An 11939-nucleotide genomic window follows, 5' to 3' on the forward strand; every position below is an offset into this window, starting at 1 on the left:
CGCGGGGGGCCTCCGATCAGAGGGCCCAGCTCTGTCCCTCCGGGGTGTCGGTGACGCGAACCCCCAGGTCGGCCAGCTCGTCCCGGAGCCGGTCGGCCGCCGCCCAGTCGTTGGCCGCCACCGCCCGCTCCCGCTGCGCCAGCAGCTCGCCGGCCCCGGCGGGCGGCACCCGCGGCTTGCCGATCTCCGTGGACAGGTCGAGCGCCAGCACCTGGTCCAGATGCAGGAACGTCTCGAACTTCGACCCGGGCGCCACCGACTCGTCCAGCTCCAGCTCCCGCAGGACGGCCAGCGCCGCCGGGGTGTCCAGGTCGTCGTCGAGGGCCGCCCCGACGCGCTCGGCGTACGACGCGGCCATGGGCGCGCTGGGCGACTCCGACCACTCGGCCACCCGTGCCCGCCACCGCCGCACCGTGCGGTCGGCGGCCCGCAGGACGTCCCAGGAGAGGTCGAGCCGCTCCCGGTAGCGGTGCCCGAGGAAGGCCAGGCGCGCCGCCAGCGGGTCGAGCCCGGCCGCCACCACGTCGGACAGCAGCACGGCGTCGCCCGCGGACTCCGCCATCTCGCGCCCGTCGAACAGCGGGCGCTCGCCGTGCACCCAGTGGCGCACCACCTCGTGGCCGGTCGCCGCGTCCGACTGGGCGCGCTCGGCCTCGTGGTGCGGGAAGCACCGGGCGGCGTCGCCGACGTGCAGGTCGATCCGTTCGCCGAGGAAACGCAGGGACAGCGCCGAGCACGCCACGTGCGGGCCGGGCAGGCCCCGGCCCCAGGGCGCGTCCCGGCCCTGGTCGCCGTCGGCGGGCCGCCACAGGGCCCAGTCGGCGTGGAAACGTCGGTGCGGATCGGCGGCGACCGGGTCGGCGGGCTTGAGGTCGTCCAGGCCGATGCCGGAGATCTCGCCGTACGCCGGGAACGTCCGTACGTCGAAGTACACCGAGCCGTCCGGCGCCGGGTACGCGTGCCCGCGCTCGACGAGCCCGGCGATCAGCTCGATCATCAGGTCGACCGTCTCCCCGGCGCGCGGCGCGTGCTCCGGCGGCCGCAGGTTGAGCGCGGCCGCGTCGTCGACGAACGCGTCCTCGTGGGCGCGGACCGGCCCGGCCTCCCCGTCGGGACGCCCGAGGTCGGCGACGTGCCGGCAGGCCACGACCCGCGTACGCCGCCCCTCCAGGACCCTCCTGACCAGGTCGGACAGCACGTACGTGCGCAGGTCGCCCAGATGGACGCGGCGGTGCAGCGCCGGCCCGCACGTGTACACGCGCACCGCCCGCCCGCCCGAGATCTCCTCGACCTGCCTGGCCCGGGTGTCGTGGATCCGCAACATCACCCGAGCCTAGCCCTCACCCGCCGAGGAAGCCGAGGATGTCCCTGTCCCCGCGCTCGCGCAGCCTGGCCAGCACCTCCTCGCGGGTGGCCGTGTCGGGCAGCCCGATGCGGGCGCCGATCAGCCGCAACCCCTCCATCTCGGAGTGCACCGGTGCGGTGTAGCCGATGAGGTAGAGCGCCCGGTTCAGCGGCGGCATCGCCACGGCGGCCGCGGGCAGGTAGCGGGTCAGCAGCTCGCCGCCGTCGGAGACGGTCAGGAACACGTGGTCGCCCTCGCTCGCCTTGAAGTCGGCCAGCACGTTGCGGATGGACCCCATGGTCGGCTGGTTGTGCCAGCTGATCACCACGTCGCCCGAGGGGGTCGAGGCGGTCAGCGACCCGCCGGGAGCCATGCCCAGGTAGGCGGCGAACCCGGTCGGCAGGGGCGAGCCCGACCCGCGCAGGTGCTCGGCGTTGACGTCCACGCGGTGCCACCACCGTCCGTCGCGGGAGCGGAAGCTGCGCCGCGTCTCCGAGACGTCCTTGCGCGGCTGGTACGGCTCCGACTCCCCGGTCGGCGACGTTCCGGCCACCCTGATCCAGCCCCGCTGCGTGCGCTCGAACCCGGGGCCGCCCGAGTAGGCGCGCACCGAGCTCTCGCTCACGTCGTAGCGGGAGGTCAGGTTCGTCACGATCGTGCTCACCGAGGCCTCGCCGCCGGCCCGCTCGATCTCCCTGGCGATCATCTCCCTGATGCCCAGGTACTCGTCGCCGCCCCACCTGGTCAGCCCGTACTTGTTCCGGTCCACCCGGCGGAAGCGCTCGTCGGCGGTGAGCTGGTTGCGGATGCCGACCAGGCTGTAGTCCTCGCCGATGCGTTCCTGGATCTCCTCGGGCGACAGCGGCGTGCCCGCCACCGCCAGCACCGCCTCGGCCTTCTCGTTGATGCTGCGCGGCCAGGGCACCACGTGCCGGCCGAGCACCCGAAGCTGCGGCACGGCGAGGATCCAGCGCTCGGCGACGTCCTCGCGGACGCCGAGCTGGGCCACCATGGACACCGCCTCGCCGAGCGGCCGCGGCCCGTCGGTGAACAGCTGCCGCGTCTTCTCCCGCAGCTCGTCGGCCCCGCCGGAGACCAGCCACCCGTCGGCCTGCTCGTAGCCGGTCAGCAGCGTGCGGACGAACCGCCAGGCGGGGATGCCCAGCGTGCGCAGGTCGCCGCGGTGCCACGGCACGGCGGCGGCGAGGTCGTCGGCCGGGACCGCCGACCCCAGCCTGCCCCTCAGCCACGTCACGTGCGCCACCAGCCCCGCCGCCTCCGGCGAGCCCAGCCAGGCCTCCACGTGGTCGCGCAGGTCCCGCTCGATCTGCCTGATCCGCTCGCGGGTGACCGAGAAACGCTGCGCCAGCTCGTCGAGCGTGGCGCGCTGCGCCGCGTAGAGCCGGTCGCGGGCGATGGCGCGCTGCCGGTCGTCGAGCGCGGCGAACACCGCGTCGATCAGCTCGGGAAGGGGTTTGTCGGGCCGGGCCGGGACGGGCAGGGCGGCGGGCGCGGGTTCGAGCAGCCGCTCGAACACACCGGTGAACAGCTTCTGCACCACGTCCTTGCCCAGCGACTCCGGCGTGCGCTCGGCCTCGGCGGGGTCGGAGAAACGCAGCAGCGGCAGGATGTCGCCGAGCAGCAGGTGTCCCCAGCAGGCCACGGCCAGATCGGCCAGGTGACCGGCCACGGTCTGCGTCCCGACGATCGCGCACGCGCGGTCGAGGGGGATCGCCTGCCACCAGGCCTCGGGCAGCTGGGGCTCCTCCACGATCGGCGCGATCTGACCAGGGGAGGTCCAGCGCAGGGGTGGCGCGAGGTCGCTCAGGCTGAGGTTCATTGAGGTCCAACCGGCAAAGGGAAGATATCCGCAGTTCAGACTATGTGATCAGGGGGGCAGAAATGGGCTCCCCCTTCCGGAATGCGAGATATAGAGCATCGTTCGGGCCCGTGTGCAGGCGACGAACAGTATGCTCCGCTCGCGTTGCAGCGCCCGGGCCCGCGCGGCCGGCTCCTCGGGCAGCGGTCCGGGCACCACGCCCTCCGCCACGCCGACGAGCGCCACCCGTTCGAACTCCAGGCCCTTCAGCTGCTGGAAGGTCGCCACGCGCACGTCCAGCCCGTCCAGCGCCTCCCGGGCGGCACGGACCAGCGTGGGGGTGCGCGCCCCGACGGCGATCTCGCCCTCCGGCACGCCGTCCGCCAGCCAGCCGCCGACCGTGGCCCGCAGCCCGGCCAGTTCGGACTCGGGTGTGTCGTACGCCCGGACCACCGGCCGCCGGCCGTTGTGCGTGGCACGGTAGCCGTACAGCTCCGCCACGCCCTTGACCAGGCCGTTCGCCGGGCCGCCGCCGCGCAGCCGGACCACGTAGGACAGGATCTCCTGCGGCAGCCGGTAGGAGATCCGCAGGTCGTGCTGGACGGCCGGGATGCCCACCGCGCCGAGCGCCACCCGCGTGTCGGTCACCCGCTGGTGCGGGTCGCCCACCACGAACAGGTCGTCGTGCGCGTGCGGCGCCGCCGCCCGCAGCAGCCGCCACTGCGCCGGGCTGATGTCCTGCGCCTCGTCCACCACGATGTGCCGGTACGGCTTGCGCCCCGGCTCCACGTCGTCCAGCAGGTCGCCGGTCGTGATCGACAGCAGCCTGATCGCCTCGTCGGTGAGCTGGGCCAGCGACCGGGCCCCCGGGCCGACCAGGGCGGGACGGCGTCCCTCCGCGTCGGCGACGATCCGCACGGCCAGGCGCTCGGCGTTGTCCACCTCGACGCGCTTGCGCACGGTCTCGTCGTCGATCAGCACGTCCAGCCGGCCGGACAGCTCCTCGGCCAGGCTCTGTGAGAACGTCACCAGCAGCACCGGGCCCCTGCCCCGCGCCGCCAGGTGGGCCGCCCGGTGCAGGGCGATGATCGTCTTGCCGGTGCCCGCGCCGCCCACGACCAGCACCGGCTGCTCGTACCGTCCGGCCCTGGCCAGACGGTGCTGCGTCGGGTGCAGGAACGTGCACCAGTCCGGGGCCCCGAGCACCCGGTCGAGCTCCACCTTGTCGGCGGCGAACACCGCGCGGTCCGGGCTGCGCAGCAGCGCCGCGTGCAGGTCGTCGGGGTCGATCGCGCCCGTCTCCTCGTCGCGGGCGCGCCAGTTGTCCAGCTCCCGCCACGCGTCCGACAGCGTGCCGCCCCTGCCCAGGACGGCCAGCGGGGCGTGCTGGGTGGGCGGCAGCAGCGGTTCGAGCGCGGCCACGTCGGCCTCGGTGGAGATCAGCCGGACCAGGGGCAGCGCGTGCACGTCGATGCCGAGCGCGAGCAGGTCGCCGTCGCAGATCTGCTCGAACAGCCGCGAGGGGCGGGCGGACCTGCGTAAGGCGGGCTCGACCCGTTCCAAAGTCTCGGCGTCCCACTCCTCGACGACGCCGATCACGGGGTTGACGCCGTACCGGTGACGCTGGGCGTACGACCACGCCTCCGGATCGGGCCGCACGGCGAGCAGCCAGTAGACGTCGCGCTGCCGGACCACCACGCCGCGATGCCCGTCGGCCAGGCGCAGCGTGGCGACCTTGGCGTCCCGGCAGCCCCGCACCCGCTCGGGGTGCGGGGCTCCGGACACGTTCAGCAGGAACCGGCGCAGCGCGACCACGGCGTCCCTGCGCACCGGCTGAGCCAGTGCGCCGAGCTCCCCTGGAAAGTCAGGGCCGATCGCGAGCCGCGGCACGGGCGGTCAGTCCAAGAGGGCGAGCAGGTCGCGGTCGCCGCGTTCGCGGAGCCTGGTGAGCAGGTCGGGCAGCCCGACGGGGCCGGTGAGCCCGATCCTCGTCGCGATCACCCTGGCCGCCTGGTCCCGGGTGCCGCCCGGCGCCGTGTAGCCGACCAGGCGCAGCGCCTTGGTGATGCTCTCGGCGTTCTGGGCGGCGACCGGCAGGTGACGGGCGCGCAGGACGCCCTCGTCCGACAGCGTGAGGAACAGGTGGCCGCCCTCCTTGGCGCCGACGTCCACGAGCAGGCGCTCGATGGACTCCAGCACCGGCCTGCCGTGCCAGGTCATGGTCAGCTCGCCCGCCGCGCTCCTGACCGCCCGGCTCTCACCGGGGGACAGGCCCAGGTAGGCCGCGAAGCCCGTCGGGAGGGCGCACTCGCCGCCGGCCAGCTGCTCGGCGGTCACGTCGATCCGCAGCCACCAGCGGCCGTCCGGCTGGCGGAAGCAGCGCCTGGTCTGGGAGACGTCCTTGAGCGGCTGGTACGGCTTGTTGTGCTCCGCCCCGCCGTTGCCCTCCGCGGGCGGCGGCGGGACCGGCGTGAACGCCTGGAACTGCGGCGGACCGGGCGGACCGGCCGGACCGGGCGGTGTGGCCGGGGGCGGCGGCGGTGGCATGGGCGGTGGCGGCAGGGGAGGCGGCGGCTGCATCGCGGCGAACGCCGAGTGCGGCTGCTGGAACTCCACCGGCGGGTTCGGCTGCGCGGGCAGCGTGGCCAGCACGAACTGCCAGGCCGGCACCTCCAGCGCGCGGATCTCCCTGGCGTGCCAGTCGGCCGCGCCGATCAGCTGCTCCTTGGGCGCGGCCGGGCCCAGCGTCCTGCGCAGCTCGTCCAGGTGGGCGCGGTACGGCGCGGCCTCCTCGCTGGCCAGCCACTGGTCGAGACGGACGCGCAGCTCCTGCTCGGTGGCGGAGATGTCGGCCGGGGGGACGGCGAACAGCTTGGCCAGCTGGTCGACCGCCGAGGGCTCGTCGGTGAAGACGCGGTTCTGCGCCACGGCCCAGCTCTTGTCGTCGAGCCCGGCGAACGCGGCCTCGATCAGCTCGGACAACTCCTCGCCGCCCGCGGCGGGCTCGCCGTGCTCGGCGTCCGCCTCGTCGGGTCCGGCGTGCCCGGCGTCGGCCTCAAGCTCGGCGTGCCCGGCGTCGGCCTCGGCGTGACTGGCATCGGCCTCGGGCTCGGGGTGCTCGGCGTCGGCCTGGGAGTGCTCGAAGTCGGCCTCGCGCTCGGGCTCGGCCTCGCGCTCGGGCTCGGGCTCGGCCTCGGCCTCGGTTTCGGTGTCGTGCTCGGGGTGCTCGGCGTGCGCCTCGGGCTCGGCGTGATCGATGGATGCCTCGGACTGTGCGGCCCCGGCCGGCTCCTCGTCCCGCCCCTCAAGGACCTCAGGGACGTCGGCGGAGTCGTCGAGGTCGGCGGGTCCCCGCCGTTCAGCCTCTTCGTCCTGATCCTCCGGCGAGAAGGGCTCCGGCTCGCCGCCGACCCCCTCCGCCTCCAGCGCGGACGCCTCCGCGGCGGCGGGCTCGGACGCGGGCTCCTCGGCGGCGTCGAGCACGGGCTCGGCCTCGGGCCGCGGCACGTCCTCGACGACCGGCTCGGAGTCGGCGTCGAGCACCCGCTCGCCGTCACGGCCGGCCGCCTCCCCGACGGCCTCCGCAGCGGCCCCGCCCTCAGGAAACGCGGATTCGTGGGCGAGCTCCGCCGCCACGACGGCGTCCGCCGGGGCCGCGAGAGCCGCCGGTACGTGCGCCTCGGCCTGCCGCCCACCCGCGTACGGATGCGCCAGCCGGACGAGCACCGCCCCGAACAACGTGTTGAGCACCGGCCGGGCCTGGATGAACGGCTGGTCCACCAGCTCCCGCCCGGTCAGCGAGAGCAGCCCTGTCCACGACCCGGCGCGGTCGAGCGCGATGGCGACGGCGGGTTCGTCGGCCTCGTCCGGGTCCAGGACGTGCAGAGCCGGCAGGACGTCGCCAATGGCGGCGGCCGGCCAGTGCTCCAGCGCGATCTCGGTCAGCAGCTCGCCCAGCGACTCCGGGCCGATGGCTGCGAGCACCAGCGGCATGGGCAGGCTTCGCCACCACGCGTCCGGCAGATCCGGCTGCCCGGTCAGTAGCGTGATCGTCGACGCGTCGCTCCACCTCAACGGTGGAACGAGGTCGCTCAGGCAGAAGTTCATCCCGTTCCGTTCACCAGCCCCTCACGCCGCCGGAGCGGCGCAGCCAACATCTCGCCGCCCACGGAACAGACCATAGTCCGGCAAAACAGCCCTACGCATCATGCACTACGCATCAGCGCCGAACAGCGGCAAAGCGTAGACGCACGTAGTCGGCCATCCAGCCCGTCTCCCTCCGGAGGGCGGGCGCGGCCAGCTCGTTGACCCGTCCGAGCAGGGGGTCCACGATCTCCGGCGGCAGTCCTTCGAGCACGGACGAGGCGAACATGCGCACCCAGTCGGCGGCCCCGCCGGGGCACTCGTCGAGCGGCGTCGGCCGGTCGAAGTACTCCAGCAGCCGGACCACGAAGCCCTCCTGCTCCAGCCGGCGCGCGTACTCGGCGGGCGTGGGGAAGTACCACGGCAGATCGGGCTCGCGCAGGCCGTACTCGCGCCAGGCGGTCAGCATCGCGGCGGTCAGCTCCGCGCAGTTGCCCGCGCCGCCCATCTCCGCGACGAACCGGCCGCCGGGCTTCAGCGCCTCGCGGACGTTGGCGATCACGGTGGCGGGGTCGCGGCTCATCCAGTGGAGTGCCGCGTTGGAGAAGACGGCGTCGTAGGGGTCCACCACGGTGAAGTCGTGGCCGTCGCCGATGATGAAGTCGATCCCCGGGTACTGGGCCAGCGCCTTCTCGATCATCGCGGCGGAACCGTCGATGCCCAGGACGTCCGCGCCCCTGAAGGCGATCTGCGCGGTCAGCACCCCGGTGCCGCACCCGAGGTCGAGCACGCGCTCCCCGGGCTGCGGGTCGAGGAGGTCGACCAGCGGCGCGCCCTGGGTGGAGACGTACCCGAAACTGCTGTCGTAGGCGCGACTGTTCCACCGCTCCAAGCTCGGTGCGTCGTATCGCAAGACGATCAGCTCACATTCGTCAGACATCGGGCCCCCGTGGCCGTGCTGTCCGTTCACTTTAGAGCCTGATCGTCTCTACGACATATCAAGTCACAACGGACTCATCCCACGCTCTTGCTCCATTCCCGCTTGAGGTACGCCTTCGCCGCGTCCGTCTGCGGGATCGTCATGAGCACGGGAGGGCCGGCGGCCTTGGGCAGCCGGGCGGCCTGCTCGGTGTCGAGCTTGCCCTTCATGAGCATGGCCTCGCCGCGCGCCGGACGGGCGTAGCCCTTCTGCAGCAGGTTCTGGCCCTCGTCGGAGAACAGGAACTCCTGCCACAGCCGGGCGGCGGCCGGATGCGGGGCGGTCTTGCTGATCGCCTGGACGTGGTATCCGCCGAACGGCGCGTCGCGCGGGATCGTCACCTCCCAGGAGTCGGCGTGGTCGGCGCTGCGGGTCGCGTTGAGGTGGTCCCAGTCGATGATCACGTTCGCCTTGGCCGGCTCGACGAGCTGCCCGGCCTGCTTGAGCTTGGCGAACAGGTCCACCCCCTGCCTGGCGTCCGGTTTGGCGCCGGCCTTCATGGACGCGGCCATCACGCCGCCGAACGCCGCCGCCGAGCGCAGCGGGTCGCCGTCGAGCGCGACGCGGTAACCGGGCTTGAGCAGGTCGGCGAAGGAGGCCGGGGCCTTGACCTCGCGCGGGTCGTAGCCGATCGACATGTAGCCGCCGTACGCGCCGTACCAGGCCCCCTTGGGGTCCTTGACGAAGTCGGGCAGGTCCTGCCAGCCCGTCACCTTGTACGGCGCGAACTTGTCGGCCCCGTAGACGGCCATGTCCAGGGTGAGATCGAACACGTCCGGCTTGAGCTGGTCGGCGGCGTCGAGCTCACGCTTGCTGCTGGCGCCCGGTTCCAGTTCGTTGACCTTGATGTCGTACTTGTCGGCGAAGGTGTCGATGATCTCGCCGTAGTTCACCCAGTCGTGCGGCAGGCCGATCACGGTGAGCTGGCCCTCGCGCTTGGCGGCCTCGGCCAGGCGCGCCATCGTGCCGAAGCCCTGCTTCAGCGAGGCGGCCCGGACGTTGAGCACCGGAAGGTCCTTGGACCCCTCGGACGTGGACGGCGATGTGGACGCGCCGCATCCGGCGCTGGCGAGAACGGCTGCTACGGCGGCGCAGATACGTACGGTCACACGATGAATACTTACCGCTACTTCGCCCGAGGTCGAGGAGGCGCGACCGGAACGACCTTGGCCGCGACCAGCGATTCCTCGTCGATCTCCACCAAAGTGCCGTCTCGCTTGCGAACGCGCAACACGCCGTCCGCCCAGGACTCGAGCACGCCGACGGCGTCCCGGAAGCCTCCTGGGACGCGCCTTCGAGTGGTGATCCGTGCGCCTATGTCCTGAGTTGTGATGGCGACGACGAGGCGTGCGGCCATGAGTTTGCCACCCTCCGTTTCGGCCAGCTGGCAAGCACGGCAATACTAGGGCGTAGCAAACCGCGGTCAGAGTCATGCCATGGTGCGGAGAAAAAGGAGCTCGAGGTGACCTACGTCATCGCGCAGCCTTGCGTGGACGTCCTGGACAAGGCGTGCATCGAGGAGTGCCCCGTCGATTGCATCTACGAGGGCGAGCGCATGCTTTACATCCACCCCGACGAGTGCGTGGACTGCGGCGCGTGCGAGCCTGTGTGCCCCGTCGAGGCCATCTTCTACGAGGACGACCTTCCCGAGCAGTGGAAGGACTTCTACAAGGCGAACGTGGACTTCTTCGAGGACCTCGGCTCGCCCGGAGGCGCCTCGAAGGTGGGGAAGATCGAGAAGGACCACCCGGTGGTGGCCGCGCTGCCGCCGCAGGGCGAGGACCACTAGCGAGTCGCGTGCGCCGGGGCCGTCCACGTCGGGCGGCCCCCGCGCGCCCGCGTCCGCCGCAGGCGTGTACGGCCCCGAACGACCCTGGAGAACCGTGAACAAGCTGCCCGACTTCCCCTGGGACCGGCTCGAACCGTACAAGGAACGCGCCCTGGCGCACCCCGACGGCATCGTCGACCTCTCGGTCGGCACCCCCGTCGACCCGGTGCCCGAGGCCGTCCAGCAGGCGCTGCGCGATTCGGCGGACAGCCCCGGCTATCCGCTGACCCACGGCACGAAGGCGCTGCGCGAGGCCGCCGCCGGCTGGCTGCGGCGCCGCCACGGCGTCACCGTCGACCAGCAGGACGTCCTGCCGCTGATCGGCTCCAAGGAGTTCGTCGCCTGGCTGCCCACCTATCTCGGCGCCCGGCGGGTGGTCTTCCCCGAGCTGGCCTACCCCACCTACGACGTGGGCGCCCGGCTCGCCGGCGCGACCGCCACCGCCTCCGACAGCACGTTGTCGGTCGGCCCCGAGCACGTCGACCTGCTCTGGATCAACTCCCCGGGCAACCCGACCGGGCGCGTGCTGCCCGCCGAGCACCTGCGCAAGGTGGTCTCCTGGGCGCGCGAGCGCGGCACGGTCGTGGCCTCCGACGAGTGCTACATCGAGCTCGGCTGGGAAGAGCAGCCGGTCTCCATCCTCCATCCCGACGTCTGCGGGGGCTCCCACGAGGGGCTGCTCGCCGTCCACTCGCTCTCCAAGCGCTCCAACCTGGCCGGCTACCGGGCCGGGTTCGTGACGGGCGATCCCGTCCTGGTCAAGCGGCTGCTGGAGACGCGCAAGCACGCCGGCATGCTCATGCCGAAGCCGGTCCAGGACGCGATGACGGTCGCGCTCGGCGACGACACGCACGCCGAACGCCAGCGCGAGCTGTACTCCGCGCGGCGCGCCGTGCTGCGTCCGGCGCTGGAGCGGGCGGGGTGGACGATCGACCATTCGACCGCCGGTCTGTACCTATGGGCGTCGAATGGGCAGAACGCGTGGGATCAAGTGAGTAAGCTTTCCGAAATCGGGATTTTGGTCGCGCCGGGAGACTTCTACGGATCGGCTGGTGGACGGCACATCCGCGTCGCGATGACCGCCACCGACGAACGCATCAGTGCGGCCGTGCTCCGCCTCCAGTAGGATCGCCCGTCGTAACGCACGGACAAATTGAAAAAAAGGCGTCTGCCGAGACAGACCGCGAGTGGAGCGAGCTGACGGATGAGCATGACCTCCATGGTCGTACTCGGGCTGAGCATCGCCACCGTCCTGTTGTTGCTGGGGGCGTTCCTGGCCACCATGCGGCAGGACAGGAGGGGCCGGTCGAGCGCGCCGCCGCCACCGGCCGAGGTCGCTCCGGTCGAGACCCCGCTGCCGGCGCCGGTCGAGGCCCCCGGGCATGCCGGCACCGACTACGCCGACCCTCGCACGATCCAGGTCGCCGACCGGATCGAGGTGCACGGCTCCCCGTACCGGGTGCTCGGCGCGATGCACGTCTCCTGGCAGGGCCGGCAGTGGATCGAATACCTGCTGCGCGACGTCGCCCGCCGCCGCCTGTGGCTCTCGGTCGAGGTGCGCGAGGGCAAGGCCGCGGGCGAGGCGTCCCATCTTGAGGTGCTGCTGTGGACCGAGGTGCCGACGCAGGGCATGGTCCCGGCCAAGAGCATGCTGATCATGGAGGGCGTGGAGTTCTTCCCGATCCAGCGCGGCACCGCGGCCTTCAGGAGCGAGGGCGAGACCGGCAACCCCGAACGCGGCCTGCTCGACTTCGCCGACTACCACGCCTCCGACGGCCGCCTGCTCTCCTTCGACCGCATCCAGGGCCACGCCTGGAGCGCCAGCTACGCCCAGCCGCTGCCGCCGGGCTCGATCACCATCGTCACCCGCGCCACCTGACGGCCG

Annotated in this window: 10 protein-coding genes; 3 read left to right on the top strand and 7 right to left on the bottom strand. The window is 72.7% G+C overall.

Going from position 1 to position 11939, the window contains the following annotated elements; genetic code table 11:
- Nucleotides 1-16: 16 nt before the first annotated feature.
- From AB0J46_RS31415 to AB0J46_RS31445, 7 genes are all read right to left on the bottom strand, one after another.
- Nucleotides 17-1324 (bottom strand): cysteine--tRNA ligase, encoded by a 1308-nt coding sequence (locus AB0J46_RS31415; RefSeq protein WP_364337826.1) that lies wholly within the window; start codon nt 1322-1324, stop codon nt 17-19.
- Nucleotides 1325-1340: 16 nt separating this feature from the next.
- Nucleotides 1341-3185 carry a sigma factor-like helix-turn-helix DNA-binding protein gene (locus AB0J46_RS31420; RefSeq protein WP_364337827.1) on the bottom strand — a complete coding sequence of 615 codons (1845 nt, stop codon included), beginning with the start codon at nt 3183-3185 and terminating at the stop codon, nt 1341-1343.
- Nucleotides 3186-3233: 48 nt separating this feature from the next.
- Nucleotides 3234-4994, bottom strand: a complete 1761-nt coding sequence (locus tag AB0J46_RS31425) for a UvrD-helicase domain-containing protein (protein ID WP_364337828.1) — start codon at nt 4992-4994, stop codon at nt 3234-3236.
- A 66-nt stretch (nt 4995-5060) separates the two neighbouring features.
- The gene (locus AB0J46_RS31430; protein WP_364337829.1) at nt 5061-7157 is read right to left on the bottom strand and encodes a hypothetical protein; all 2097 of its coding nucleotides are present in this window, start codon (nt 7155-7157) and stop codon (nt 5061-5063) included.
- A 226-nt stretch (nt 7158-7383) separates the two neighbouring features.
- The gene (locus AB0J46_RS31435; protein ID WP_352352883.1) at nt 7384-8160 is read right to left on the bottom strand and encodes a methyltransferase domain-containing protein; all 777 of its coding nucleotides are present in this window, start codon (nt 8158-8160) and stop codon (nt 7384-7386) included.
- Between the two features lie 101 nt (nt 8161-8261).
- Nucleotides 8262-9233, bottom strand: a complete 972-nt coding sequence (locus tag AB0J46_RS31440) for an extracellular solute-binding protein (RefSeq protein WP_364337830.1) — start codon at nt 9231-9233, stop codon at nt 8262-8264.
- 119 nt (nt 9234-9352) lie between these two features.
- Entirely contained in the window at nt 9353-9583 is a 231-nt protein-coding gene (locus AB0J46_RS31445) for a hypothetical protein (RefSeq protein ID WP_364337831.1), read from the bottom strand.
- A gap of 105 nt (nt 9584-9688) precedes the next feature.
- Here AB0J46_RS31445 and fdxA point away from each other — a divergent pair, with 105 nt between their 5' ends.
- From fdxA to AB0J46_RS31460, 3 genes are all read left to right on the top strand, one after another.
- Nucleotides 9689-10015 carry a ferredoxin gene (gene fdxA / locus AB0J46_RS31450; RefSeq protein ID WP_106240826.1) on the top strand — a complete coding sequence of 109 codons (327 nt, stop codon included), beginning with the start codon at nt 9689-9691 and terminating at the stop codon, nt 10013-10015.
- A 94-nt stretch (nt 10016-10109) separates the two neighbouring features.
- Nucleotides 10110-11180, top strand: a complete 1071-nt coding sequence (gene dapC / locus AB0J46_RS31455) for a succinyldiaminopimelate transaminase (protein ID WP_364337832.1) — start codon at nt 10110-10112, stop codon at nt 11178-11180.
- 78 nt (nt 11181-11258) lie between these two features.
- Nucleotides 11259-11933 (top strand): DUF4178 domain-containing protein, encoded by a 675-nt coding sequence (locus AB0J46_RS31460; RefSeq protein WP_364337834.1) that lies wholly within the window; start codon nt 11259-11261, stop codon nt 11931-11933.
- Nucleotides 11934-11939: the final 6 nt, after the last annotated feature.

It is taken from the genome of Nonomuraea sp. NPDC049758 (assembly GCF_040674635.1).
Lineage (GTDB): Bacteria > Actinomycetota > Actinomycetes > Streptosporangiales > Streptosporangiaceae > Nonomuraea.